This window comes from Mesorhizobium amorphae (assembly GCF_014843845.1).
Taxonomy (GTDB): Bacteria; Pseudomonadota; Alphaproteobacteria; order Rhizobiales; family Rhizobiaceae; genus Mesorhizobium; species Mesorhizobium amorphae_A.
Genome location: NZ_JHQS01000130.1, coordinates 136,360 through 162,635, shown reverse-complemented (window position 1 = coordinate 162,635; position 26,276 = coordinate 136,360). Strand labels below are relative to the sequence as shown.

The following is a 26,276-nucleotide window of genomic DNA, read 5'->3' as shown; positions in this document are numbered from 1 at the left end:
TATAGGCAGTTATGCATCAATATGGCAGTCCCTAAATTTGCTCCACCACAACGAAGGAGCAGACTCAATGACCAGCAAACGAAGCATTTTGGTGACTGGCGCCACCGGCCAGCAAGGCGGCGCGGTTGCGCGCGCCCTGCTGTCGAAAGGACATCGCGTCAAGGCACTGACACGCAGGCCGGACAGCGAGGTTGCACGGCAGCTGGCGTTGGCGGGCGCCGACGTCGTGGGCGGCGATCTCGCCGACACAGCCTCCGTCGTGAGAGCCGCAAGCGGCGTCGACACCATGTTCCTGATGGGCAACAGCTATGAGGCCGGCATGGAGGAGGAGACGCGCCAGGGGATTCTTGCCGCCGATGCGGCGAAGACTGCCGGCGTCGGGCATCTGATCTATTCGTCGGTTGCCGACGCGGACAAACAAACCGGCATCCCGCATTTCGAAAGCAAGTATCTCGTTGAGAAGCATATCGTCGGGCTCGGCGTCCCCTACACGATCAGCGCGCCGGTCGCCTTCATGGAGAATGTCGTCGCGCCGTGGTCGATCGGCGCGCTCAGCCAGGGCGCGCATGCCTTTGCGATGCTCCCGAAGCGCGTCCTCCAGCTGGTCACTCTGATGGATATCGGCGCTTTCGTTGCCGCTCTGGTCGAGCGGCGCGAACAGGTGTTCGGCAAGCGCTTTGATTTTGCCGGGGACGAGTTGTCCGGCGAGGAACAGGCGAAGATCCTGACGCAAGCCATCGGCCGCCCAATCCACTACCAGGAAATCCCGATCGCCGTGGCCCGCGAGCAGAGCGAGGATGCGGCACTCATGTTCGAATGGTTCGACCGTATCGGTTACGACGTCGATATCGCCGCCCTGCACAAGGAATTCCCGGAGGTCCGCTGGCACAGTTTTGCCGACTGGGCGCGCGCATTCGACTGGAGCGCTCTCAAGCGGGCATCTTCCGCCGCCTGACCATTCTGGAACCTGAACCTAAAAGGTCTGGTTGTAGGCGCCAACCTCGGAGCTGCGGCGCAGCACGGCGTCGACGGCCTCGAACATCTGCCGGCGCCGCTCCGATGATACCGGGCTCTCCACCACGACGACCAGCTCCGGCTTGTTGGAGGAGGCTCGCACCAGACCCCAGGTGCCGTCCTCGGCAACGACGCGCACCCCGTTTACCGTGACGAGTGCGGCGATTTTCTGGCCGGCGAAGATAGCGCCGTCGCGCTGCATTGCCTGAAAGGCGGAAACCACCCGCTCGACCACGCCATACTTCACATCGTCCGCACAGTGCGGCGACATGGTGGGCGTGCCATAGGTAAGCGGCAGCGCGCGGTACAGATCGGCCATCGAGCTGTCCGGGCTGCGATCGAGCATCTGACAGATGGCGATAGCGGTGATCAGCCCATCGTCATAGCCGCGGCCGATCGGCGGGTTGAAGAAGAAATGGCCGGACTTTTCGAAGCCGGCGACCGCGCCGAGGTCGGCGACGCGGCGCTTGATGTAGGAATGGCCGGTCTTCCAGTAGTCGGTGACGGCACCGTTGGCGCTGAGCACGCTGTCGGTGTTGAACAGGCCGGTCGACTTGACGTCGACGACGAAGGTCGAGCCGGGATAGATCCGCGAAATATCTCGCGCAAGCATCACGCCGACCTTGTCGGCGAAGATCTCGTTGCCTTCATTGTCGACGACGCCGCAGCGGTCGCCATCGCCGTCGAAACCGAGGCCGACATCGGCCCCTGTCTCCAGAACCTTGTCCCTGATGGCATGCAGCATCTGCATGTCCTCCGGGTTCGGGTTGTAGCTCGGGAAGGTATGATCGAGCTCGACGTCGAGCGGGATGACCTCGCAGCCGATGCGCGCCAGCGCCTCCGGTGCGAAGGCGCCGGCGGTGCCGTTGCCGCAGGCGCAGACCACCTTCAGCTTGCGCGCGATGCGCTTGTCTCCGACCAGGTCGTCGAGATAGGTCTGGCGAAAACCGGAGACGAATTCGTAGGAACCGCCGCCGGCAAGGTCGAAATCGCCTGCCAGCACGATTGTCTTCAGCGCGCCCATCTCCTCCGGGCCGAAGGTCAGCGGCCGCGCCGCGCCCATCTTGACGCCGGACCAGCCATTCTCGTTGTGCGAGGCGGTGACCATGGCGACGGAAGGCGTATCCAGCGCAAACTGGGCGAAATAGGCCATCGGCGACAGCGCCAGCCCGATATCCTTCACCCTGGCGCCGGCCGCCATCAGGCCGGACACCAGCGCCAGCTTGATGCCAAGCGAATAGGAGCGGAAATCATGCCCGGTGACGATGTCGGGCCCGGCGCCGAGGCGGCGGATCAGCGTGCCCAGCCCCATGCCGAGCGCCTGGACGCCGATCAGATTGAGCTCCGGCTGCACCGTTGAGCCCGGATGGCCGAACCACCAGCGCGCGTCGTATTCGCGAAAGCCAGACGCCTTGATCAGCGCGTCGGTTTCGAACTCGAAGCTGTTGGGCCGGGCATCGCCAACGATTTTTAGGGGCAAGACAGCAGAACTCCAGGCGGCAGAAAATACGACCTATCGAGGCAGCGGCTTAGCACGCAAGCCTTTAGACCGTGTTTATCCCGGGGGAAAATCCGGGCTTTCCGGCCATGCCGGACGAAATGCGACAGAAGCGCTGCCATTGCCGCTTGCAGGAACGAAGTACGGCGGCTATAAGCCCGCGGTCTGGTCACGGAGTGTAGCGCAGCCTGGTAGCGCACCTCGTTCGGGACGAGGGGGTCGCAGGTTCAAATCCTGCCACTCCGACCAGAAAAAACAAGCACTTGGGTGTTTGTTCCTCCCGCCGCCCCGACATCAATCGAGCAGCTCCAAATGCGAGCCGGATCGTGGCCAGTCGCGATGATGCTCGACAGCAAGCCCTCACTTTGACCTAATGGCGCCCTGCCCTAGTTGCACGGGTATGATGGAGTCAGGAATGGCGAGACCGGACAAGACATGAAGCTGACGTCGACGGCCGCCTTGCCATTCACCCTGGCCGCTATGCTCCTTCTTGCAGCAGGCTGTTCGTCGACGGGCAGATCGCTCGACCCGGCGAAGTACGACAAGATGACGTGCACCGAGCTCAACAGCGCGCTCGGCGACACCGCCAGCGACATCTCGCAAACCTCTATCACCCGCGGCAAGGTTGCCAACACCAGCGTCCCAGGCTGGCTGCTTGGCGGCTCGACCGTCAAGACCGCGGTCGCCAACCGCGAGACGGCCAGAATCGAACGGCTCCAGCAGCAACAACTAGCCATCGTCGCGGCAAGGAAGCGCCGGTGCCCATCTTCGTAATGAGGCGCATGCCGTCGGACGACTGTCGCCTCAGGCGCTCAATCTAAACCGCGTCACATCGATCGCCGCGTTCATCAGCGTTTGCGTGTAGGCGGCTTGCGGATTGCTGAAGATCGCCTCTGTCGGCCCTTCCTCGACGATCTTGCCCTGCTTCATGACGATGATGTAGTCGGCCATGGCGCGCACGACGGCGAGGTCATGGCTGATGAACAGATAGGACAATCCGTGATCGGCCTGCAGCTTGCGCAGCAGTTCGACGATCTGCTTCTGCACGGAGCGGTCGAGGGCCGAGGTCGGCTCGTCCAGCACCACCAGCTTCGGCTTCAGGATCATGGCTCGCGCTATGGCGATGCGCTGGCGCTGGCCGCCGGAGAATTCATGCGGATAGCGGTTGCGCGAATTGGGATCGAGCCCGACTTCAAGCAAGGCCTCGACGGCGCGCTGGTCACGCTGCTTGCCCGAAAGGTTCGGCTCATGCACCAGGAGCCCTTCGGTGATGACCTGGCCGACGGTCATGCGCGGTGACAGCGAGCCGAACGGATCCTGGAAGACGAGTTGCATTTCGCGCCTGAGCGGCCGCATCGCCTGCCGGTCGGCACCGGAAATGTCGCGATCGCCGAAGCGGATCAGGCCGTCGCTGGGCAGCAGCCTGAGCAGAGCGCGGCCGAGCGTCGACTTGCCCGAACCGGATTCGCCGACGATGCCAATCGTCTGGTTGCGCTGCAGCCGGATCGAGATGCGGTCGACGGCGCGCAGCATCAGCGGCTCGCCGGAAAGAAAGCCGCCGCCGATCCTGAACACCACTTCGACATTCCTGCCTTCGAGCAGCACCGGCGCGTTGGCCGGCGGCGGCGCCTTGGAACCGGTCGGCTCGGCGGCAAGCAGCATCTTGGTGTAGGCATGCTGCGGGCTGGCGAAGAGCGCTTCGGCGTCGCCCTCCTCGACCACTTCGCCCTGGCGCATGACGTAGACGCGGTCGGCGAAGCGCCTGACGATGCCGAGATCGTGGGTGATGAAGACGATGGCCATGCCGAGCTTGCGCTGCAGTTCGGCGAGCAGCATCAGGATCTGCGCCTGGATGGTCACGTCAAGCGCCGTCGTCGGTTCGTCGGCGATCAGTATGTCGGGATCGTTGGCCAAAGCCATGGCGATCATGACGCGCTGACGCTGGCCGCCCGACATTTCGTGCGGATAGGATTTCATCCGCCGCTCGGGATCGGGAATATGCACCAGCCGCAGCAGCTTGAGGGCCTCCTCGCGTGCTTCGGTCGCATTCAGCCCGCGATGCCTGCGGATCGGCTCCATCAGCTGGTTGCCGATCGAATAGAGCGGATCGAGCGAGGTCATCGGCTCCTGGAAGATCATGCTGATCTTGCGGCCGCGGACCTTGTTTAGCTCGGACTTGCTCAGCGTCAGAAGGTTGCGGCCGCGGTAGTCGACACTGCCGGTGGCTTCGCCGTTGGAGGCCAGCAGGCTCATCGCCGCCATCATCGTCTGGCTTTTGCCGGAGCCGGATTCGCCGACCACGGCGACGGTTTCGCCCGCCTTGACGTTGATGTTGATGCCCTTGACGGCTTCGACCGCGCCGTCGAGCGTGCGGAAGCGGACACGAAGGTCCTTGACGCTGAGGATCGTTTCGGGAGTTCCCATATCAACGGTTCCCATCTCTATCGATCTCTCGGGTCGAGCGCGTCGCGCAGGCCGTCGCCGACGAAATTCAGTGCAAACAGAGTCGAGACGAGGAAGAAGGCGGGGAACAGGAGCAGCCAGTTGGCGGTGCCGATGTTCTTGGCGCCGACCGATATCAGCACGCCCCAGCTGGTCATCGGCTCCTGCACGCCAAGGCCGAGGAAGGACAGGAAGCTTTCAAGGATGATGACCTGCGGCACCAGCAGCGTCATGTAGATCACCACCGGTCCGAGCAAATTGGGGATGACATGGCGGATCAGGATGCCGCGCTGGCCGACGCCCATGGCCTCGGCCGCCTGGACATATTCCTGGCGGCGGATCGACAGCGCTTGGCCGCGCACGATGCGCGCCATGTCGAGCCATAGCACCGCACCCACCGCCAGGAACATCAGCACAAAGTTGCGGCCGAAGAACACGACCAGCATGATGACGAAAAAGATGAAGGGCAGCGAATAGAGCACGTCGACGATGCGCATCATCACCTCATCGATCTTGCCACCGGAAAAGCCGGCCGCCGCCCCGTAGAGGACGCCGATGACCACGGCGACAACACCGGCAAGCAGACCGATGGCCAGCGAAATGCGCCCCGCCATCAGCGTGCGGGACAACAGATCGCGGCCGGTATTGTCGGTGCCGAACAGGAAATATTGCTGCTTGACCGAGGTGCTCATCGTCACTTCGAGCCCGTCGGGAGACTTGCTCTCTATCTTGGTGTCGTCGAAGGCATCGGAGCGGTCGAGATAGCGGATGTTGCGCTCGTCGATCGGCTTGGTCGAGGTGACGGTTACGGTGACGCGATCGCCCTCCTGCTTCCACTCCTTGATGTCGACGCGCATGCGCTTGATCGCATCCTTGAGCGCAGTCTCGATCATGTCGGCCTTCGGATAGGCTGAAAAACTTGGCGGCGTGCGCACGTAGTCGGCGTAGATGGTGGTGTATTGATGCGGCACGAACCAGGGGCCGAACACGCTGATGACGCCAATGAAGGCGAGATAATAGAGGCTGAACATGGCGGCGCGGTTGGCCTTGAGCCGCGCCCAGGCATCGCCCCAGAGTGAGCGGCCAACGACGGCCGGAGGAGCGGCGGTGGCTGCGATGTCAGTCATAGCGCACCCTCGGGTCGACGACCGCGTACATGACGTCGACGATCAGGTTGAAGACGATGGTGAAGAGCGCAATCACCACCACGGTCCCCATCACCAGCGTGTAGTCGCGGTTGAGCGCGGCATCGACGAAATAGCGGCCGACACCGGGAATGGAGAAAATGGTCTCGACGATGACCGAACCGGTGAGCAGCGCCGCCGCCGCCGGACCGGTGAAGGAAACGATCGGCAGGATGGCGCCGCGCAGCGCGTGCTTGACCACCACCGACCAGTCCGAGAGGCCGAGCGCACGCGCCGTTCGGATATGATGCGAACGCAAGCTCTCGATCATCGAGCCGCGCATCAGGCGGGCAACGATGGCGATCTGCGGCAAAGCCAGCGTCAGCACCGGGCCGACCTTGTTGATGAAGGCGCCATCACCCCAGCCGCCGATCGGCAACAGCTTCCAGGTCAATCCGAACACCAGCTGAATCACAGGAGCGATGACGAAGGTAGGGATGGTGCTGCCGGCGGTCGCCAGCGCGATCACCGTATAGTCGCCAAGCTTGTTCTGGTTGAGCGCGGCAACGGTGCCGAGCACCGAACCCAGCAGAAGCGCCAGGATCAGCGCGGAGGTGCCGAGCTGGACTGAAATCGGCAAGCCCTTGGCGAAGAGTTCGGTGACGGTGAAGTCAGGCAAATTGTAGCTCGGCCCGAAGTTGCCGCGCAAAAGATTGCCGAGATAGTGGGCATATTGCAGCCAGAGCGGATCGTCGAGGCCGAACTGAGCTTCCAGATTGGCCCTGATCTCGGGGCTCAAGCCCCGCTCCTGATTGAATGGGCCGCCTGGTGCGACGCGTATTAGGAAGAACGCCATGGTCACGATGACGAATAGCGTCGGTATGGCGGTCAGAAGCCGCCGGAGAATATATCGCAGCATCGGCGCCCCGCTTCGGCCAGAGCGACATTACGTCAATGCGGACGCATTGCCATGCTCCGGCGCCAAATCTTCGCACCGGGCTTGCCGAAAATCGAGCACGACTTTCGGACCGATGCGATGACCGACCAGCCCGCCGCGCCCAGATGAGGCGCGGCGGTCCAGCCAAGGATGATTGTCAGTCCTTGGAGACGAAGCGGGACGGGTGCACGTCCATCACGTTGTCGACGAAGCCATGCAGCTTCGAAGAAACGATGTCGTGGTAGCTGTAGTAGAGAAGCGGAATCTGGCCAGCGTCGTCGACGAGGATCCGCTCGGCCTCGGCGAGTTCCTTCATGCGCTCCTCGGGCTTGCCGCCTGCGGCGGCGGCCTTGTCCATGGCCGCCTCGTATTGCGGGCTGTTGTAGTTCGAATAGTTGTTGCCGCTCGCCTTGCGCGAGATGCCGAGGAAGGTTTCCGGATCCTTGTAGTCGGCGATCCAGGCGGCACGTGCCACGTCATAGTCACCCTTCTGCTCGAGGAAGGAGTAGTGGGTCTTGGTGTCGGTGTTGAGCAGCGTCACTTCGACGCCGAGCGGCTTCAACTGTTCCTGGATGGCAACCGCCGTGTTCTTGTGGTTTTCCGAGGTGTTGTAGCGGATCTCCATCTTCAGCGGCTTCTCGGGCGTGTAGCCGAGTTTCTCCAGGACTTTCTTGGCCGCGTCCTCGCGGTCGATCTGCGACATGTCGGCATATTTGGCCATTGCCGGCGTGTAGCCCTCGATACCGGGAGGCACCATCGAATAGCCGGGGAGCATGGAGTTCTGCCAGACCTTTTCGGCAATGAAATCGCGATCGATCGCCATCGAGATGGCGTTGCGCAGCTCGACATTGTCCCACGGCGCCTTGTCGGTCTTTACCGCGTAATAGTAAGTGCCGAGATACGGTCCGACATGGATCTGATCTCCGAACTTGGTCTTGAGGTCGGCGAGCTGTTCGGTCGGCAGGTCGTCATAGCTGTCGAGTTCGCCGGCCTCGAAGCGCTTCATCGCTGATGAGCGGTCCTCGGTCGGGATATAATTGACGACGTCGATCTTGACACTCGCGGCGTCCCAGAATTTCGGATTCTTGACCAGCTTCATGTGGTCGTTGGGAACCCATTCCGCCAGCGTGTAGGCGCCGTTGGAAACCAGATTGCCCGGCTTGATCCATTCGGCGCCGAGCTTGTCGATGGAAGCCTTGTTGACCGGATAGGTCGCCTGGTGGGTCAGCATCTCCAGGAAGTAAGGGGTTGGCGCCTTCAGCGTCACCTCAAGTGTGGTCGCATCGACCGCCTTGACGCCCATCTCCTCGGGCTTCGCCTTCTTGGTGTTGACCTCCTCGGCGTTCTTCACCGGATAGAGCATCGAGGCGTATTCGGCGGCCGTGGCCGGATCCTCCAGCCGATGGAAGGCGTAGACGAAGTCTTCAGCCGTCACCGGGCTGCCATCCGACCACATGCCGTCCTTGCGCAGCTTGAACGTATAGACGGTGCCGTCATCCGATACCGTCCAGCTTTCGGCGGCGCCCGGAATGAGGTTGGCCTTCTCGTCCTGCATGACCAGCCCCTGGAACAGGTCGCGCAAGATATTGGCCTCGTAGACCGTCGAAGTCTTGTGCGGGTCGACCGTCTCCGATTCCGCAGCGGTGCCGCGGTTGTAGACGACTTCGGCGAAGGCTGGCGTGTAGAAGGTGCCCGCGGTCAAAGCCATGGTGGTGGCGAACACCGTCGCCTTCAGCATGTTTCTCAGCATGAAGTTCTCCCTGTGGCACTGCCGTCGGCGCGCCTTTACGTGTTGACGCCCCGGAACCGATATCTGGCCCCTTTTGAGCGCGCCACCGGTTCCCTCTCCGGCGGCTGGTGGCAGGAGACTAGACAGACGGAAATGTGATTTCAACCGACTCTTGCTTGACGCTGAGTGAGCAATCTTCAGCTAAAACAGCGATATCTAAAGTCTAGCGCCTTTCAACTTGGCACACTCAAGGGTTGCTCGGGCTGTTTTCAGTTTTTGCAGTCGGGATTTGGCATGCTGTGATTATGCTGCAGAACCCCAAAAACTGCCCTTCATGGTCTCGTTTCCGGACAGACGCCGCGGCAACGTCGGCGATCGAATTCGCCATGCTGGCGCCGATCTTCATCCTGCTTCTGCTCGGCATGGTTGCATACGGCATCTATTTCGGAGCAAGCCACTCGGTGCAGCAGATCGCCGCTGATGCGGCGCGAACGGCAATTGCGGGACTAAACCAGACCGAGCGAAAGGCACTTGTCACCGATTTCATCGCTCACGACGTCACCGGCTATCCTTTCGTCAACGCCAGCAAACTGACGGTCGATGCCAAGGACAGCGTCATCGACGGCAGTCAATTCGTTGTGTCGGTCAGCTACGACGCTCGGGATCTGCCGATCTGGAACCTCTTTCAGAGCCTGCCGATGCCGTCGGTGACAATCCAGCGTCAATCGACGATCCGCGTCGGGGGCATATGATGGGCTTTGCAGGCGCCGGAATACTGGGATCGATCGGGCGGCTGATCGCCGACAGGCGCGCCAATTTCGCGATCATGACGGCGGTGAGCGCGCCCGTTGCGCTGGCGCTGGCAGCCTTCGCGATCGACGAAGGCGCCCTGTTCAACGAGCGGCGCGCGGCGCAGTCGATCGTCGACCTGGCGGCGATCACGGCGGCCGCCAACATCAACAACGCCGAACTGGCGGTGCTGACGACGCTAAAGGATAACGGGTTCAACTCGGTCGCCGTCCAGAAACAGGGCACAATTGTCGATCCCACAGCCAGCAAGGCGGTCATCCAGGTGGTGCCGGGCCGCTATTCCGGGGTCAGCTCGATTGCCGCCGGAAGCCGGTTCGAGGCCGGCAAGCTGCCTTACAACGCCGTCCAGGTGTCGCTGAAGAAGCGCGGCACGCTCTATTTCTCAGCCTCGATGATGGAGGCGCCCGTCATCGGCACCACAGCCACGGCGAGCGCCCAGGCCGAGGCCGCATTTTCGATCGGATCGCGGCTGGCCAGCGTCAATGGCGGCATCCTCAACGCACTGCTCGGCGGGCTTCTGGGCAGCAACATCTCGCTCAGCGTGATGGACTACAATGCACTGATCTCGGCCGATATCGACGTGCTCTCCTTCACTGATCAACTCGCGACCGAGCTGAAGCTGACAGGCGTGAGCTATTCGGACGTTCTGGCCTCGAAGGCGACGGTCGGCCAGATCGCCACTGCCATGGCCAATGTCCCCGGGCTCGACCGCACAGCCAGGATCGCGCTGCAGACGATGGCCTCCGGCGCCACCAACAAAGTCAAGATCCCGCTCAGCCAATTCATCAATTTGGGTTCGGTCGGCAACCTTGGCCTCGGGCAGAAACCGGCCGGGCTCAGCGTCGCCGCGAGCGCGATGAGCATGGTGACGGCGGCGGCCGCATTGGCCAACGGCACCAACCAGGTCCAGGTCAATCTCGGCGCCACCTTGCCGGGATTGACGTCCACTACGCTCAGCATCGCCATTGGCGAGCCGCCGCAATCCTCGCCTTGGCTGACGGTGGGGGGGACCGGCACCGTCGTGCGCACCGCGCAGACGCGGATCAAGCTCCTGGCCAGCGTCGGCATCGGAAACGGAAACGGCAACGGCAACGGCAACGGTGGAAGCATGAATCTAGGCGGCGGCATCAAGCTGCTCGCCGTGAACCTGCCACTGCATGTCGAAGTGGCCTATGCCGAAGCCACGCTGACCGACATAAGCTGCCCGACCGGGCGTCCCGACAGCCTGAAGGTCACGATTGCCGGGCAGCCGGGCGTGGTCGCCGCGCATCTCGCCGATGCCGACGCCAGCGGCTTCGCCGACTTCACCAGGCCGCACTCGTTCAGCGACGCCGAGATCGCCGATGTCAGCGTCAAGCTGCCGCTGATCAATCTCAAACTGCTGCAGATCAAGGGATCGTCGGCCTTCTCAGTCACCAACATGACCCCAACGAACCTGATCTTCACCAGCACCGACATCACCAACAAGGCGATCAAGACGGTGTCGACGAAGAACCTGACGCAGTCGCTGACCACCTCGCTGGTCAACGATCTGTCGCTTTCGGTGAGCGCACTGGGGCTCGGCATCGACGTGAGCGCCTTGCTGGGCACAGTGAAGCCGGCCGTGGTGACGCTGCTCAACGGTGTGACCGCGCCGGTCGACGACCTGGTCTCCAACACCCTTGCAGCGCTCGGCGTGCATGTCGGCGAAGCCGATATCCGCGTCACCGGTGCCACCTGCGGGCGGTCCGTGCTCGTCCAGTAGGGCCGCGGTCAGATCATCCGTCCGAGGAAGCAAGCCAAAGGCGGCAGCACCAATGCGTGGTCTTCAAGGGCACCTGCGGCAACCGTTCCAACATCGATCGCCTCGACAGCGCCCAGATAAGGCGGAACCGGCCAGCTTGCCGGCTCGTCGGCGAAGTTGAAGACGCAGAGCAGCGTCTCGCCGCCGCCTTCACGGATAAAGGCAAGAACATCGCCTTCGGCATCGAGGAAGCGGATCGAGCCGGTGACCAGCGCCGGGTGCCGCTTGCGCAAGCCGAGCATCGCCCGGTAGGCGGCAAGCACCGACGCCTGCTCACCGTTCTGGATGTCAACGGCGCAGGCGCGATGACCGACCGGCACGGGAAGCCAGGGCTTGCCCGAGGTGAAGCCGGCATTGTCGGCGCCCGCTTCCCAGGCCATCGGCGTGCGGCAGCCGTCCCTGCCCTTGATGCCCGGCCAGAAGCGGATGCCGAACGGATCGCGCAAATCCTCGAAGGCGAGTTCCGCCTCCTCCAGCCCGAGTTCCTCGCCCTGGTAGATGCAGATCGATCCGCGCAGGCAGGAGAGCAGCGCGATCGAGAATTTCGCTACCATTTCGGGGTCGCCGCCCGGGCGCGTCCAGCGGCTGACATGGCGCACCACGTCATGGTTGGAAAAGGCCCAGCAGACCCAGCCGTCGGCGACCGCGGTCTCGAACGCCTCGACGCATCCGCGAATGTGCGCGGCCGAGAATTGCGGGCCGAGCAGGTCGAACGTGTAGCACATCTGCAGCTTGTCGCCGCCGGAGGTGTAGGCGGCGAGCGTCTGCAGCGAGCGGTCTTCGTCGCCAACCTCGCCGACCGCGGCGCGGCCGCCATGTTCGTCGAGCAGCGCCCGAAAGCGCCCGAGGAAAGTCAGATTTTCCGGCTGCGTCTTGTCGAACAGATGCATTTGAAAGGCATAGGTGGTGGTGGCCTCGTTGGTGCCGGCGACGCTTGCCGCCAGAGGCGGGTTGTCGCGCAGCCATTGGTCATGAAAATAGTAGTTGACCGTGTCCAGCCGGAAGCCGTCGACGCCGCGCTCCAGCCAGAACCGCACCGTTTCCAGCAGCGCGTCCTGAACCTCGGGATTGTGGAAATTCAGGTCCGGCTGCGAGGCCAGGAAATTGTGCATGTAGTACTGCCGCCGCGTGGCATCCCATTCCCAGGCCGGGCCGCCGAAGAGCGACAGCCAGTTGTTGGGCGCGCTGCCATCGGGCCTGGCGTCGGCCCAGACATACCAATCGGCCTTGGGATTGTCGCGGCTGGCGCGGCTTTCGACGAACCATTCATGCTTGTCGGAGGAATGCGACAGGACCTGATCGATGATGATCTTAAGCCCGAGCCGGTGCGCTTCGGCGATCAGCGCGTCGAAATCCTCGATCGTGCCGAACATCGGATCGACGTCCTGATAGTCGGATACGTCGTAGCCCATGTCGGCCATCGGCGACCTGAAGAAGGGCGACAGCCAGACGGCGTCGACGCCGAGCGAGGCGACATGCTGCAAACGGTTGGTGATGCCACCCAGGTCGCCGCTGCCGTCGCCCGTCGTATCCTGGAAGGAGCGCGGATAGATCTGGTAGATGACGCAGCCGCGCCACCATTCGGCATTTTGGTCAGCCATTTACGAACCCTTCCTGGCGCTGGCCTTTCCGGCTCGGCGCTCAATCATGAAAATCACCGCCCGCCCCGGCACAGGCCGTGCGATGTCGACGCCGCCGGCGGCGGCTTCGATCACGGGAACCCAATGAAATCCATCGCGCCCGGGCAGCGTGAATATCGATTGGCGGCGGTCGCCATTGACGATGACGGCAAAGCGGCCATCGCTAGCGCCGGCGCCGCCAAGCAGCATGACCAGGCGATGCCGCCGCGGATCGTGCCAGTCCGCCTCGCTAAGCGGTGCTCCCGTCTCGGTCAGCCAGGCGACGTCGGGAACGTCCGAACCCGCCGGCGGCTCTCCGGTCAGAAAATCTGTGCCGGAAAGCACTGGCGCGGCGCGGCGCATTGCGGCTAGTATGATTGCGTGGGCTTCGAGCGCCAGGTCGCGCCCGGCCCAGTCGAGCCAGGTGATCGCATTGTCCTGCGCATAGGCGTTGTTGTTGCCCTTTTGCGTGCGGCCGAATTCGTCGCCCGCCGTCAGCATGATCGTGCCGCGCGAGGCAAACAGCGTGGCGAGCAGCGCGCAACGATCGTTGAACCGGGCTTCGGCAATCCCAGTATCCGAGGTCTCGCCTTCGACACCGTTGTTCCACGACAGGTTCTCGTTGTGGCCGTCGCGGTTCTGCTCGCCATTGGCCGCGTTGTGCTTGCGCTCGTAAGCGACGAGGTCGGCCAGCGTCATGCCGTCATGCGCGGCGATGAAGTTGACCGTGCGGTTCACCGACTGATCTGCCTTGGCGAACACATCGGACGAGCCGGCGAGCCTTGTCGCCAGCGCGCCGACCATGCCGGCGTCGCCGCGCCAGAAGCGCCTGACATCGTCGCGGTATCTGTCGTTCCACTCGAGGAAGGGCGCTGGAAAATTGCCGAGCTGATAGCCGTCCGGGCCGATGTCCCAGGGCTCCGATATGAGCACCCTGTCGGCGAGAACGGGGTCGTCGGCGATGGCCTTGAGCAGTGGCGCGGCCGGGTCGAACACGCTGTCGATGCGGCCGAGAATGGGCGCGAGGTCGAAGCGGAAACCATCGACCCCGGCATGGCGGACGAAATGACGGAGCGTGTCCAGCACCATCTCCGCGACGATCGGGTGATCGCAGGCGACTGTGTTGCCGGTGCCGGTGTCGTTCACCAGCCTGCCGTCCGGTTCGTGCTGGTAGTAGGCGCTGTTGTCGAGGCCGCGCAGCGACAGCGTCGGGCCGAGCCGGTCGCTTTCGCCGGTGTGGTTGAAGACGAGGTCGAGGATGGTGCCGATGCCGGCCTTGCGCAGTGCCGAGACCGTGTCGCGCAATTCGGTCAGCCCGCCTGGCGCCAGGCGCGGGTCGAGCGCCATGAAGGTGACGGGATTGTAGCCCCAGGCGTTGCTCAAGCCCAACGGCGGCAAATGCCGCTCGTCGATCGAGGCGGTGACCGGCATCAGTTCGACGGCGCCGACGCCGAGTTTCTTCAGGTGCTCGATGATGGCCGGATGGGCAAGGGCCGCAATCGTCCCGCGCTGTCTCTCGGGGATATCCGGATGCAGCATGGTGAAGGCGCGCACCGGCACTTCGTAGACCAGGCCACCAGGTCGGAACAGGGGCGGCAAGACAGGCAGCGGCTTCGGCAAGGTCTTGGCCACGGCCTTCGGCATCAGCGGCGCGGTGTCGGCGCCCTCGTTGCGCCGCGCGGCAAGCCGCCAGTGATGGGCATAAGGCCTGTCGATCTCGACGGCATAGGGGTCGACGAGTAACTTCTCCGGATCGAACCAAAAGCCGCGATCGGGCGCATAATCGCCATCGGCGCGAAAGCCATAGCGCGTGCCGGCGCCGAGGCCGGCGACGAACAGGGCATGGACGCCCTCGCCTTCCGGCTGGAGCTCAAGCCGGTCGGTTTCACGGTTTCCAGTCTTGTCGAAGATCGAGACCCAAAGGCGCCTCGCCGACGACGACCAGGCAGCGAAGCGAATGCCTTCGCGGCTGACGGTTGCGCCAAGTTCACTCACGCGCGCGGCTCCCGACCTTGTGGGGAAGGTCGCGACGCAGGCCGAACTCAGGCGACCGGCTATCGGTCAGCCTCAAGTAATCACGCTCGGCTTGTTGCGGCCGGTGTGGCTCTTGATCCCGGCAATATCATCGGCGGCCGCTATCAGCTCGGCAAGCGCCTCCTGCGTGTCGAGATCGTGCCTCGCCTTGTCCGGCTCGTAGCGCTCGATATAGACGCGCAGCGTCGCGCCCGAGGTGCCGGTGCCGGACAGGCGGAAGACCACGCGCGAGCCGCCTTCGAACAGCACCCTGATGCCCTGGTTCTTGCTAACCGAGCCGTCGACCGGGTCGTGGTAGGCGAAGTCGTCGGCACTGGCGATTGTCATGCCGCGCACGCTGGTGCCCGGCAGCGAGCCAAGCTTGGCACGCAGTTCGTCGACCAGGGCGTTGGCGCGATCGGTCTCGACCTCTTCATAGTCATGGCGCGAATAATAGTTGCGGCCGTAGGTCTCCCAGTGCTCGGTGACGATCTGCTTGGCGCTTTCGCCGCGCACCGCCAGGATGTTCAGCCACAACAGCACCGCCCACAGGCCGTCCTTCTCGCGGACATGGTTGGAGCCGGTGCCGGCACTTTCCTCGCCGCAGATCGTCGCCATATCGGCATCGAGCAGATTGCCGAAGAACTTCCAGCCGGTCGGCGTCTCGTAGATGCCGATGCCGAGTTTTTCGGCGACGCGGTCGGCCGCACCGCTGGTCGGCATCGAGCGGGCGATGCCTTTGAGGCCTTCCTTGTAGCCGGGCGCAAGATGGGCGTTGGCGGCAAGCATCGCCACCGAATCCGACGGCGTGACGAAGATGCCCTTGCCGATGATCAGGTTGCGGTCGCCGTCACCATCGGAGGCGGCGCCGAAATCCGGCGCGTCCGGTCCCATCATCTCGTCGTAGAGATGCTTGGCATGGACCAGGTTCGGATCGGGGTGATGGCCGCCGAAATCCGGCAATGGCTTGAAGTTGCGACAGGTGCCATTGGGAGCGCCAAGCCGCCGTTCGAGGATCTCCTTGGCATAGGGCCCGGTGACCGCATGCATGGCGTCGAAACGCATGCGAAAACCGTATTTGAAATTGGCGCGGATGGCGTCGAAATCGAACAGGCTTTCCATCAGTTCGGCATAGTCGGTGACCGGATCGATGATCTCGACTGTCATGCCGTCCGCCTTGACCGATCCGATCTTGTCGATGTCGATCGGCCCGATGTCGGCGATCTTGAAGGTTGCAATCGTCTTGGTCTTCTCGAAGATCAGGTCGGTCAGCTTTTCCGGCGCCGGGCCGCCATTGCCGGCATTGTACTTGATGCCGAAATCCTCATGCGGGCCGCCGGGATTGTGGCTGGCCGACAGGATGATGCCGCCGAAGGTCTTGTATTTGCGGATGACGTGCGAAGCGGCCGGCGTCGACAATATGCCGCCCTGCCCGACCATCACCTTGCCGAAACCGTTGGCTGCGGCCATGGCGATGGCCTTCTGGATGACCTCGCGGTTGTAGAAGCGGCCGTCGCCTCCGATCACCAGCGTCTTGCCCTCAAATCCCTCCAGAGCATCGAAGATCGACTGGATGAAGTTCTCGGCATAGTGCTCCTGCTTGAATACCGGCACCTTCTTGCGCAGGCCGGAGGTGCCGGGCTTCTGGTCGAGATAAGGTTTGGTGGCGACGGTTCTGATCATGCCTCAGGCAGCCCTTTTCGATAGCAGCAAGCGATAGAGTTCGACGTATTTTTCGGCGCTCTTGTCCCACGAGACATCGGCCTTCATGCCCTGGCGCTGGATCGATTGCCAGGTTGCGGCGCTGGCATGCGCATCGACCAGCCGGCGGATGGCGTGCAGCAGCGCGCCGGCATTGTTCGGCGCGAATTGGAAGCCGGTCGCCACGCCGGCCGAAATCGCCGCTTCATTGGCGTCGATGATGGTATCGGCAAGGCCGCCAGTGCGGGCGACGATGGGCACGCAGCCATAGCGCAGGCCGTAGAGCTGGGTCAGCCCGCAAGGCTCGAAGCGCGACGGAATGATGATCGCGTCGCAACCGCCCTGCATGGTGTGGGAGAGCCCCTCGTCATAGCCGACGACGACGCCAATACGGCCGCGATGGCGGGCGGCGGCGGCGAGCAGCGCACCTTCGAGACCGGCGTCGCCAGAGCCCAGGATCGCCAGCCGCGCGCCGGCCGCGACGACGCCGTCGACGACCGCGGCGAGTATGTCCATGCCCTTCTGCCAGGTCAGCCGGCTGACGACGCAGACGATCGGGCTGTCGTCGCGCTCGAGGCCGAAGCGGTCCTCGACCGCCGTCCGGTTGGCGCGCCGCGCCTCAAGCGTCGCGCCCGAATAATTTGCCACCAGATGCTTGTCGGTTTCCGGGTTCCAGATGTCGACATCGATGCCGTTGACGATGCCGTAGAGATCGGTCGAGCGCATGTTGATCAGGCCGTCGAGGCCCATGCCGAATTCGGCCGAGCGGATCTCCTGCGCATAGGTCGGGCTCACCGTGGTGATCGCCCAGGCGGCCTGCAGGCCGGCCTTGAGGAAACCGACACCGCCGTAATACTCGACGCCGTCGAGCGCCATCGCCACCGCCGGCAGGCCAAGCTCGCCGAAGATGCCGGCGCCGAACTGACCCTGAAAAGCGAGATTGTGCACGGTGATCAGCGACGGTATGCCGACCGCCTTGCCGTAACGCATATAGGCCAGCGTCATCGCCGACTGCCAGTCATGGGCGTGCACGATGTCGGGCTGGTAGCCGGAGATGGCGCCGCCGGCTATGTCGCCGCCGGCCTGGCTCAAGGCGGCGAAGCGCCGCCAATTGTCCGGCCAGTCGGCGCCCGTCGCATTGCCATAGGGGCCGCCGGGACGATCGAACAGATGCGGCGCGTCGAGCACGAACAGGTCGAGCCCGGCGACCTGGACGGCATGGATCGAGGCCTTGCCGCCCTGCAGCAGCGGGTATTGATAGACGGCCTTCTTTTTCTTGAAAGCGCCCATGACAACGGGATAGCCGGGAATGAGCGTGCGCATGGCCACGCCCTTGCCCGCCAGTGCAATGGGCAGCGCGCCGGTTACGTCGGCAAGCCCGCCGGTCTTGATCAGCGGGAAGATCTCGGGCGTGACCGACAGAACCTGCATGCGCCTACAATCCAATCCTGCCTATAGCTTCAGCTTGTCGATCATGTCCTGCGTGACCAGGCAGATGCCTTTCTCCGAGACGCGGAAACGCTTGGCGTCGAGCACGGGATCTTCGCCGACCACCAGCCCTTCCGGTATCCTTACGCCGTGATCGATGACCACGCGCTTCAACTTTGCGTTCCGGCCGACATGAACGTCGGGCAGCATGACGACTTCCTCCAGCGTCGAATAGGAATTGATGCGGGCGCCGGTGAAGATCAGGCTGCGCTTCAGCGAAGCGCCGGACACGATGCAATCGCCGGACACCAGCGAGGAGACAGCCGAGCCGCGCCGGCCATCCTCGTCATGCACGAACTTTGCCGGCGGCTTCAATTCGGCATAGGTCCAGATCGGCCAGTCGCGATCGTAGAGGTCAAGCTCCGGCGTCACGTCGGTGAGGTCGATATTGGCTTCCCAATAGGCGTCGACTGTTCCGACATCGCGCCAGTAGGCCTCGTTCTCGGCGGTCGAACGCACGCAGGATTTGGCGAAGCGGTGGGCGATCGCCTTACCGTTCTGGACGATATAGGGAATGATGTCCTTGCCGAAGTCGCGGCTCGAGCCGGGCTCGGCAGCATCGCGGCGCAGTTGCTCCATCAGGAACTTGGTCTTGAAGACGTAGATGCCCATCGAGGCCAGGGCGAACTCCGGCTTGTCGGGAATGCCGGGCGGGTCGGCCGGCTTTTCGACGAAGGCGATGATGTTGTCCTTGGCGTCGACATGCATGACGCCGAAGCCGGTCGCTTCCATACGCGGCACTTCGAGGCAGCCTACAGTGACGTCGGCATTGGCGTCGACATGCTGGCGCAGCATCAGCTCGTAGTCCATCTTGTAGATGTGGTCGCCGGCGAGGATGACCATGTATTCGGGCCCGTAGGCCTCGATGATGTCGATGTTCTGGTAGACGGCATCGGCCGTGCCCTCATACCACTGCGTTTCCGAAACGCGCTGGCTGGCGGGCAGGATGTCGAAGCTTTCGTTTCGCTCGGGGCGCAGGAAGTTCCAGCCACGCTGCAGGTGGCGGATCAGCGAATGCGCCTTGTACTGGGTGGCGACACCGAGGCGGCGAATGCCTGAGTTGAGAGCATTGGAGAGCGCGAAATCGATGATGCGCGTCTTGCCGCCGAAATAGACCGCTGGCTTGGCGCGCCGGTCGGTCAATTCCTTGAGGCGGCTGCCGCGCCCGCCCGCCAGCACATAGGCCATAGCGTCGCGCGCCAGCGGCTGGGTCCGTTTCGTGTCTGCCATATTACCCTCCCAAGTCACTCAGTCTGAAACATCACTCAGTCCGGAACAAATTCGAGCATGGTCGTCGACAGCGGCGGCAAAAGCATCGTCACCGATATGCCTCCTCCTTCCGCCCGTGCCTCGACCTCGCCGCCATTGCCCTGGCCCGAACCGCCATAGTCCGAAGCATCCGTGTTGATGATCTCGCGCCATTTGCCGGCCTGCGGCAACGGCACGCGGTAATTGTCGCGCGGCACCGGCGTGAAGTTGGAAATGACGGCGATCGGGTTGCCGCCCGGCGCGCTGCGCAGCCAGGCAAACACCGAGTTGGCGCTGTCGTCGACGATCAGCCACGAGAACCCCTCCGGCTCGCAGTCGCGCGCATGCAGCGCCGGGCGCGAACGGTAGAGGTAGTTGAGGTCGCGCACGGTCTGCCAGACGCCGCGATGCAGCCTGAAATCGAGCAGGTTCCAGTCGAGCGCGCGCGCCTCGCTCCACTCGCGGAGCTGCGCGAATTCCTGGCCCATGAACAGCAGCTTCTTGCCGGGATAGCCCCACATGAACGCGTAATAGGCGCGCAGCGTCGCGAATTTCTGCCAGTCGTCGCCGGCCATCTTGCCGAGCAGCGTGCCCTTGCCGTGCACGACCTCGTCATGGGAGAGCGGCAGGACGAAATTCTCGGAGAAGGCGTAGACCAGGCCGAAGGTGATGTCGTTGTGGTGATGCTTGCGGAAGATCGGCTCCTTGGAGAAATACTCCAGCGTGTCGTGCATGAAGCCCATGTTCCACTTGAAGCCGAAGCCCAGGCCGCCCTCATGCACCGGCTGCGACACCTTCGGCCATGAGGTCGATTCCTCGGCGATGGTCATCACGCCGGGATGATGGCCGTAGATCTCCTTGTTCATCTTCTGCAGGAAGCTGACCGCTTCGAGATTTTCGCGTCCGCCCTTCTCGTTGGGGATCCATTCGCCGGCCTTGCGCGAATAATCGAGGTAGAGCATCGAGGCGACCGCATCGACGCGAAGACCGTCGACATGGTATTTCTCGGCCCAGAACAGCGCGTTGTTGACGAGGAAAGACACCACCTCGCGGCGGCCGAAATTGTAGATCGCCGTGTTCCAGTCGGGATGAAAACCCTTGCGCGGGTCGGCATGCTCGTAGAGCGCGGTGCCGTCGAAATTGGCCAGCCCATGCGCGTCGACCGGGAAATGCGCCGGCACCCAGTCGAGGATGACGCCGATGCCGGCACGATGCGCGCCGTCGACGAAGCGGGCAAAGCCATCCGGATCGCCGAAGCGGGCCGACGGCGCGTAGAGGCCGGTCGTCTGGTAGCCCCAGGACGGATCATAGGGATGTTCGGAGATCGGCATGAATTCGATATGGGTGAAACCGGTTTCGGCGACATAAGGGATCAGCCGGTCGGCGAGTTCGTCCCATGACAGGAAGGTGCCGTCGTCGCGCAGCTGCCACGAGCCGGCATGGACTTCGTAGATCGAAATCGCTTCACGGCGGGGATCGGCGTTGCGCCAGAAATTCCGGTGTGCCTCGTCGCCCCATTCATGCGCCGGCGGCACCGCTGTCACCGAAGCGGTGGCCGGGCGCAACTCGGACTTGAAGGCGAACGGATCGGCCTTGAGCGGCAAGCGCACGCCATCGGGCGCGATGATCTCGTATTTGTAGGGCCGGCCGGCACCGATGTCGGGAATGAACAGCTCCCAGATGCCGGTGTCGCGGCGGTCGCGCATCGTATGCCTGCGACCGTCCCATTCGTTGAAGTCGCCGACCACCGAGACGCGCCGCGCATTGGGCGCCCAGACGGCGAAATGCACGCCCGACGCGCCCTCATGGTCGATGAGATGAGCGCCGAGCTTGTCGAACAGCCTGAGGTGCGATCCCTGGGCGATGTAGTAATCGTCCATCGGGCCGAGCACGGGACCGAAGGAATAGGGATCAGTCAGCCACCAGTCGCCGCCGGCATTCCTGGCGTGATAGCGCAGCGGCTGGCGTTTCTTGAGCGACAGCTTGCCCTCGAAGAAACCGCCATTGTCGCGCCGGGACAATTCGCCGGCATTCTTGCCGGTCAGCGTATAGGCGGTGACGAACTCGGCATGCGGCACGAAGCAGCGGGCGACAAAGCCCTTGCCGGCTTCATGCACGCCCAGCACCGCGAATGGATCGCCATGCGTGCCGGCGACAATCGCCGCGACATCGCCGGCAGGCGCCAGTCCGTCCGGCCCGCTTGTCGCAGCGGTCGCGCGCGGCTTCCTCATCAGGCAGTTACCCTCCCCGGGCGGCACCTTTGTTGTTGTGCATGTCGCCGTCCCAAAACCGCTGCACACTTTTGGGCGACATGCACGCGGACCACATTGTTCGTGGTCTCATGCAAGCATATCAGGCGGGCACGTTCCAGATGTCTTTCGCATATTGGCGGATCGTGCGATCGGACGAGAACCAGCCGACGCGAGCGACGTTGCGGATCGCCCGCGCGTACCAGTCGGGACTGTTGCGCCAGACAGTGTCGACGTCGCGCTGGGTGGCGGCATAGGTGTCGAAGTCGGCCGCCACCATGAACCAGTCGCTGCCATAAAGGCCATTGATCAACTCGCGATAACGCTCGGGATCGTCAGGCGAAAAGACGCCCGACGAGATGGCGGCGAGCGCTTGTGACAGTTCCGGCGATGCCTCGATCACGGCGCGCGGATCGTAGCCGTTGTTGCGCCGCTCGGCGACCTCGGCGGTGGTCAGGCCGAAAATGAAGATGTTGTCGTCGCCGACGCAGTCCTTGATTTCGACATTGGCGCCGTCAAGCGTACCGATGGTCAGCGCGCCGTTCAGCGCGAACTTCATGTTGCCGGTGCCGGATGCTTCCATGCCGGCGGTCGAGATCTGCTCGGAAAGGTCGGCAGCCGGCATCAGGATCTCGGCCAGGCTGACATTGTAGTTCGGCACGAACACCACTTTCAGCAGGCCGCGCACCGCCGGGTCGCGGTTGATGACCCTGGCGACGTCGTTGGCAAGTTTGATGATCAGCTTGGCGTTGTGGTAGCTGGGTGCCGCCTTGCCGCCGAAAAATTTCACGCGCGGCATCCAGTCGCGCTCGGGGTGCGAGCGGATCTGGTCGTAGAGCGCGACCGCTTCCAGGATGTTGAGCAGCTGGCGCTTGTATTCGTGGATGCGCTTGACCTGGATGTCGAACAGGGCCGAGGGATCGAGCTTGATGCCGAGCCGGTCGGCGACCAGATTGGCGAGCTTGGCCTTGTTCGCCCGCTTGACGGCGGCGAACTTGTCACGGAAGGCGGCATCGTCGGCAAAGGCGTCAAGCCCCTTGATCGCATCGATGTCATCGAGGAAACGGTCGCCGATCGCCTCGCGGGTAAGCGCGGTCAGGCCGGGATTGCACTGGATCAGCCAGCGCCTTGGCGTGATACCGTTGGTCTTGTTGTTGATGCGACCAGGGTAGAGCTTGTGGAGATCGGCGAACACCGTCTCCTTCATCAATTCGGTGTGCAGCGCGGAAACGCCATTGATCGAGTGCGAGCCGACAAAGGCCAGATTGCCCATGCGCACCCGGCGGTCGCCGTTTTCCTGAATCAGCGAGATGCGGCTGATCTGTTCGCCCGAGAACTTGTTGGTGGCGCGCGCCTCCAGAAGCACCTCGGCGTTGATGGCGTAGACAATCTGCATGTGGCGCGGCAGCAGCCGCTCGAACAGCGGCACCGGCCAACTTTCAAGCGCTTCGGGCAACAGCGTGTGGTTGGTGTAGCCGAAAGTGCGCTTGGTGATGTCCCAGGCCTGGTCGAAATCCATGCCGTGGACGTCCATCAACAGACGCATCAGTTCCGGCACAGCGATGGCCGGATGGGTGTCGTTCAAATGGATCGCCGCCTTGTCAGGCAGCGACTGCAGATCGCCATACTGGCTGAGATGCCGCTGCAGAATGTCCTGCAGCGAGGCGGTGGAGAAGAAATACTCCTGCCGCAACCGCAGCTCCTGCCCGGCCTTGTGGGAATCGGCGGGATAGAGGACGCGCGACAGGGCATCGGCCTTGTTGCTTTCGGCAAGCGCACCGATGTGGTCGCCGGCATTGAACTTGTCGAGCAGGATCGGATCGATCGGCATGCCAGACCACAGGCGCAGCGTGTTGACGCGGTTGGCCCGCCAGCCGACCACCGGCGTGTCGTAGGCGACGGCGAGCACATGCTCGGTCGGTTTCCAGACGTGGCGTTCGAGCCGGCCGTCCTTCGAGGTGATCGACTCGACCGAGCCACCGAAGCCGACCTCGAAGGAGCGCTCGCGCCGCTCGAACTCCCAAGGATTGCCATGGTCGAGCCAGGTTTCGGGCAGCTCGACCTGCCAGCCATCATGGATCTCCTGGCGGAACATACCGTTGGCGTAGCGTATGCCGTAGCCATGCGCGGGAATGTCGACGGTGGCCATGCTTTCCATGAAGCAGGCGGCGAGCCGGCCGAGACCGCCATTACCAAGCGCTGCATCCGGTTCGAGCCCGGCGATGAGGTCGAGGTCGACGCCGAGAGACTTGAGCGCCTCGCGCATATTGTCCATCAGGCCGAGATTGGAAAAGGCATCGCGCATCAGGCGGCCAATGAGGAATTCCAGCGACAGATAGTAGACGCGCTTTTCCTGCTGGGCGTAGGCCTCCTGCGTCGCCTGCATCCAGTGATCGACGATGCGGTCGCGCACCACCTTGATCGAGGCGGTCAGCCAGTCGTATTGCGTGGCGACGTTGGTGCCTTTGCCGACCCTGTATTTAAGCGCCAGCAGGACTTCGTCAGCGAGCGTCTTGGGGTCTGGGATTTCGAGGACGGGGGCTTGGGATGTCATCGTGCGCGTCATGCTGCCTCTCGTGATCGTACCGCGATCATACCGGCTTTCACCGCTAGTCCCAGCCCATCCTAGTGCATTGCAGCATATGTTCAATCGATTTAGATCGGGAAACCACCTAGCTCCCCTGCGGCAATTTACCCGTCGATGCAGATCAGGCCGCCAGTGCGTCCTCGGGCGGCTTCTTTGCGCCGGTCATCAGGGCCACGGCATCCGACATGGAAATCTGCTTCGGGTCGACGACGCAGAGTCGTCGGCCGAGCCGGTGGATGTGGATGCGGTCCGCGACCTCGAAGACATGCGGCATGTTGTGCGAGATGAGCACGATCGGCAGGCCACGCTTCTTGACGTCGAGGATCAATTCCAGCACGCGGCGGCTTTCCTTGACACCAAGGGCGGCCGTCGGCTCGTCCATGATCACGACGCGACTGCCGAAGGCAGCAGCGCGCGCCACCGCCACGCCCTGGCGCTGGCCGCCGGACAGCGTTTCCACCGCCTGGCTGATGTTCTGGATGGTCATCAGGCCGAGTTCGGTCAACTTGTCGCGGGCGCGCTTTTCCATCGCCGGACGGTCGAGCATGCGGAACCAGCTGCCGAGCGGGCCCGGCCTGCGGATCTCGCGGCCGAGGAACATGTTGTCGGCGATCGACAGCGCCGGCGACAGCGCGAGGTTCTGGTAGACGGTCTCGATGCCGGCTTCGCGGGCCTCCATCGGCGACTTGAAGGCAACGGGTTTGCCTTCAAGCCGGATTTCACCTTCGTCGGGCACGGCCGCGCCGGAAATCGCCTTGATCAGCGATGACTTGCCGGCGCCGTTGTCGCCGATGACGGCCAGGATTTCGCCCGGATAGAGGTCGAAATCGGCATTGTCGAGGGCGGTGACGCGGCCATAGCGCTTGACCAGACCGCGCGCGGTGAGGATGGGTTCCTGGGTCATGACTATGCCGAAACCTTTCTGATCCATTGATCGATCGCCACGGCGCCGATGATCAGCACACCGGTGAGCAGCACTTTCCATTGCGGATCGGCGCCCAGCATGTTGAGGCCCATCGAGACGACGCCGACGATCATGGCGCCAAACAGCGTGCCGAGGATCGAGCCGCGTCCGCCGAACAGAGAAATACCGCCAATCACCGTCGCGGTGATGGCCTGCAGATTGTAGTCGGTCACGGCGGCCGACGGCGAGATCGAGCCATTGCGGCCGATCGAGACCCAGGCCGCGACAGCGGCGATCAGCCCGGCAAGGGCGTAGACCGTCATCAGCACCTTCTTGGTCTGGATGCCCGACAGTTTCGCTGCCTCCTGATCGTCGCCGACGGCGTAGACATGACGCCCCCATGCGGTGTGGTTGAGCACGTACCAGAGGACCATCACCAACACGACCATGGCAATGACGCCGAGCGTCAGCACGGCCGTGCCGACCTTGAAACTCAGGGCAAACAGATGCAGCAGCGGCGCCTGGACGTCGACGTCGGTGTCGCGGATCGTCTCATTGGCCGAATAGATGAAGTTGGTGGCCATGACGATGTTCCAGGTGCCAAGCGTCACGATGAAGGGCGGTAGCTTCATGTAGGCGACCAGCACCCCGTTGAGCAGGCCGCAGGCGCCACCAGCGGCAAGGCCGATGGTTACCGCAAGAATGGCCGGCATACCGTAGGTGACCGCGCAATTGCCCATAATCACGGCCGAGATCACCATGATGACGCCGACCGACAGGTCGATGCCGGCGGTCAGGATGACCAGCGTCTGTGCCGCGCCGAGAATGCCGACAATGGCGATCTGCTGCAGGATCAGCGTCAGCGTATAGGATGAAAAGAAACGCCCGCCGATGGTGATACCGAAAATGATGATCGACAGGACCAGCACGATCAGCGGCACCGCGGCCGGCGTGGAATGCAGGAAATGCTGGGCGCGTTTGACGGCCGATTTGTGCTCGTCAAAAGCGGCAACGCTTGTGTCGCTGCCCGAGAGGACCTTCTCGAATTCCTGAGCTTGAGCCATGTTTTCTCCCCTGGGCTTCAGCCACATGCCGACGCCGTCCACGCCTTTCCGGTCTGCTGCCGGGAT

The 26,276-nt window shown here is 63.3% G+C and carries 18 protein-coding genes and 1 tRNA gene; 5 read left to right on the top strand and 14 right to left on the bottom strand.

Annotated elements, in window-relative coordinates; all coding sequences use genetic code 11:
* Positions 1-67: 67 nt before the first annotated feature.
* Entirely contained in the window at positions 68-955 is an 888-nt protein-coding gene (locus DH08_RS34890; protein WP_192183725.1) for an NmrA/HSCARG family protein, read from the top strand.
* A gap of 18 nt (positions 956-973) precedes the next feature.
* On the opposite strand, the gene DH08_RS34885 is transcribed toward DH08_RS34890, so the two are convergent.
* Entirely contained in the window at positions 974-2,494 is a 1,521-nt protein-coding gene (locus tag DH08_RS34885) for a phosphomannomutase/phosphoglucomutase (protein WP_192183724.1), read from the bottom strand.
* 190 nt (positions 2,495-2,684) lie between these two features.
* Between DH08_RS34885 and DH08_RS34880 the strand changes: the two genes are divergently transcribed.
* Positions 2,685-2,761: transfer RNA gene (locus DH08_RS34880), tRNA-Pro, on the top strand.
* A gap of 186 nt (positions 2,762-2,947) precedes the next feature.
* Positions 2,948-3,286 (top strand): hypothetical protein, encoded by a 339-nt coding sequence (locus tag DH08_RS34875; RefSeq protein WP_192183723.1) that lies wholly within the window; start codon positions 2,948-2,950, stop codon positions 3,284-3,286.
* Between the two features lie 30 nt (positions 3,287-3,316).
* Here the strand turns inward: DH08_RS34875 and DH08_RS34870 are convergent, their stop codons facing one another.
* The 4 genes from DH08_RS34870 to DH08_RS34855 all read right to left on the bottom strand — a co-directional run bounded on the left by DH08_RS34870 (position 3,317) and on the right by DH08_RS34855 (position 8,765).
* A complete protein-coding gene (locus DH08_RS34870) occupies positions 3,317-4,936 on the bottom strand; it encodes an ABC transporter ATP-binding protein (protein WP_192183722.1) in 1,620 nt (539 codons plus the stop codon).
* A 17-nt stretch (positions 4,937-4,953) separates the two neighbouring features.
* Positions 4,954-6,081, bottom strand: coding sequence for an ABC transporter permease (locus tag DH08_RS34865; RefSeq protein ID WP_192183721.1), 1,128 nt, complete (start codon positions 6,079-6,081; stop codon positions 4,954-4,956).
* Positions 6,074-6,997 (bottom strand): ABC transporter permease subunit, encoded by a 924-nt coding sequence (locus tag DH08_RS34860; protein ID WP_192183720.1) that lies wholly within the window; start codon positions 6,995-6,997, stop codon positions 6,074-6,076. Before DH08_RS34860 ends, DH08_RS34865 begins: the two co-directional genes overlap by 8 nt.
* A gap of 175 nt (positions 6,998-7,172) precedes the next feature.
* On the bottom strand, positions 7,173-8,765 hold the full coding sequence (locus DH08_RS34855; RefSeq protein ID WP_192183719.1) for a peptide ABC transporter substrate-binding protein: 1,593 nt from the start codon (positions 8,763-8,765) through the stop codon (positions 7,173-7,175).
* 284 nt (positions 8,766-9,049) lie between these two features.
* Between DH08_RS34855 and DH08_RS34850 the strand changes: the two genes are divergently transcribed.
* Entirely contained in the window at positions 9,050-9,496 is a 447-nt protein-coding gene (locus tag DH08_RS34850; protein WP_192183749.1) for a TadE/TadG family type IV pilus assembly protein, read from the top strand.
* Positions 9,496-11,298: a TadG family pilus assembly protein gene (locus tag DH08_RS34845; RefSeq protein WP_345892491.1), complete on the top strand. Its 1,803-nt coding sequence runs from the start codon at positions 9,496-9,498 to the stop codon at positions 11,296-11,298. Before DH08_RS34850 ends, DH08_RS34845 begins: the two co-directional genes overlap by 1 nt.
* Positions 11,299-11,306: 8 nt before the next feature.
* Here the strand turns inward: DH08_RS34845 and bglA are convergent, their stop codons facing one another.
* From bglA to DH08_RS34800, 9 genes are all read right to left on the bottom strand, one after another.
* Positions 11,307-12,938, bottom strand: coding sequence for a beta-galactosidase BglA (gene bglA, locus DH08_RS34840; RefSeq protein WP_192183717.1), 1,632 nt, complete (start codon positions 12,936-12,938; stop codon positions 11,307-11,309).
* Positions 12,939-14,951 (bottom strand): glycogen debranching protein GlgX, encoded by a 2,013-nt coding sequence (gene glgX / locus DH08_RS34835; RefSeq protein ID WP_192183716.1) that lies wholly within the window; start codon positions 14,949-14,951, stop codon positions 12,939-12,941.
* A gap of 72 nt (positions 14,952-15,023) precedes the next feature.
* Positions 15,024-16,652, bottom strand: coding sequence for an alpha-D-glucose phosphate-specific phosphoglucomutase (locus tag DH08_RS34830; RefSeq protein WP_192183715.1), 1,629 nt, complete (start codon positions 16,650-16,652; stop codon positions 15,024-15,026).
* 3 nt (positions 16,653-16,655) lie between these two features.
* Positions 16,656-18,101: a glycogen synthase GlgA gene (gene glgA / locus DH08_RS34825; protein WP_006206261.1), complete on the bottom strand. Its 1,446-nt coding sequence runs from the start codon at positions 18,099-18,101 to the stop codon at positions 16,656-16,658.
* A 21-nt stretch (positions 18,102-18,122) separates the two neighbouring features.
* Positions 18,123-19,388 carry a glucose-1-phosphate adenylyltransferase gene (gene glgC / locus DH08_RS34820; RefSeq protein WP_192183714.1) on the bottom strand — a complete coding sequence of 422 codons (1,266 nt, stop codon included), beginning with the start codon at positions 19,386-19,388 and terminating at the stop codon, positions 18,123-18,125.
* A gap of 35 nt (positions 19,389-19,423) precedes the next feature.
* A complete protein-coding gene (glgB, locus tag DH08_RS34815) occupies positions 19,424-21,637 on the bottom strand; it encodes a 1,4-alpha-glucan branching protein GlgB (protein ID WP_192183713.1) in 2,214 nt (737 codons plus the stop codon).
* A 121-nt stretch (positions 21,638-21,758) separates the two neighbouring features.
* Positions 21,759-24,221 carry a glycogen/starch/alpha-glucan phosphorylase gene (locus tag DH08_RS34810; RefSeq protein WP_192183712.1) on the bottom strand — a complete coding sequence of 821 codons (2,463 nt, stop codon included), beginning with the start codon at positions 24,219-24,221 and terminating at the stop codon, positions 21,759-21,761.
* Between the two features lie 142 nt (positions 24,222-24,363).
* Positions 24,364-25,146 carry an ATP-binding cassette domain-containing protein gene (locus DH08_RS34805; RefSeq protein WP_192183711.1) on the bottom strand — a complete coding sequence of 261 codons (783 nt, stop codon included), beginning with the start codon at positions 25,144-25,146 and terminating at the stop codon, positions 24,364-24,366.
* 2 nt (positions 25,147-25,148) lie between these two features.
* Entirely contained in the window at positions 25,149-26,210 is a 1,062-nt protein-coding gene (locus tag DH08_RS34800) for an ABC transporter permease (protein ID WP_192183710.1), read from the bottom strand.
* Positions 26,211-26,276: the final 66 nt, after the last annotated feature.

What these genes read in the sequence shown, in the direction of transcription:
- DH08_RS34890 (WP_192183725.1), top strand. Translation starts at nt 68, where the DNA reads ATGACCAGCAAACGAAGCATTTTGGTGACTGGCGCCACCGGCCAGCAA.
- DH08_RS34875 (WP_192183723.1), top strand. Translation starts at nt 2,948, where the DNA reads ATGAAGCTGACGTCGACGGCCGCCTTGCCATTCACCCTGGCCGCTATG.
- DH08_RS34870 (WP_192183722.1), bottom strand. Translation starts at nt 4,936, where the DNA reads ATGGGAACTCCCGAAACGATCCTCAGCGTCAAGGACCTTCGTGTCCGC.
- DH08_RS34865 (WP_192183721.1), bottom strand. Translation starts at nt 6,081, where the DNA reads ATGACTGACATCGCAGCCACCGCCGCTCCTCCGGCCGTCGTTGGCCGC.
- DH08_RS34860 (WP_192183720.1), bottom strand. Translation starts at nt 6,997, where the DNA reads ATGCTGCGATATATTCTCCGGCGGCTTCTGACCGCCATACCGACGCTA.
- DH08_RS34855 (WP_192183719.1), bottom strand. Translation starts at nt 8,765, where the DNA reads ATGCTGAGAAACATGCTGAAGGCGACGGTGTTCGCCACCACCATGGCT.
- DH08_RS34850 (WP_192183749.1), top strand. Translation starts at nt 9,050, where the DNA reads ATGCTGCAGAACCCCAAAAACTGCCCTTCATGGTCTCGTTTCCGGACA.
- DH08_RS34845 (WP_345892491.1), top strand. Translation starts at nt 9,496, where the DNA reads ATGGGCTTTGCAGGCGCCGGAATACTGGGATCGATCGGGCGGCTGATC.
- bglA (WP_192183717.1), bottom strand. Translation starts at nt 12,938, where the DNA reads ATGGCTGACCAAAATGCCGAATGGTGGCGCGGCTGCGTCATCTACCAG.
- DH08_RS34830 (WP_192183715.1), bottom strand. Translation starts at nt 16,652, where the DNA reads ATGATCAGAACCGTCGCCACCAAACCTTATCTCGACCAGAAGCCCGGC.
- glgA (WP_006206261.1), bottom strand. Translation starts at nt 18,101, where the DNA reads ATGCAGGTTCTGTCGGTCACGCCCGAGATCTTCCCGCTGATCAAGACC.
- glgC (WP_192183714.1), bottom strand. Translation starts at nt 19,388, where the DNA reads ATGGCAGACACGAAACGGACCCAGCCGCTGGCGCGCGACGCTATGGCC.
- glgB (WP_192183713.1), bottom strand. Translation starts at nt 21,637, where the DNA reads ATGAGGAAGCCGCGCGCGACCGCTGCGACAAGCGGGCCGGACGGACTG.
- DH08_RS34810 (WP_192183712.1), bottom strand. Translation starts at nt 24,221, where the DNA reads ATGACGCGCACGATGACATCCCAAGCCCCCGTCCTCGAAATCCCAGAC.
- DH08_RS34805 (WP_192183711.1), bottom strand. Translation starts at nt 25,146, where the DNA reads ATGACCCAGGAACCCATCCTCACCGCGCGCGGTCTGGTCAAGCGCTAT.
- DH08_RS34800 (WP_192183710.1), bottom strand. Translation starts at nt 26,210, where the DNA reads ATGGCTCAAGCTCAGGAATTCGAGAAGGTCCTCTCGGGCAGCGACACA.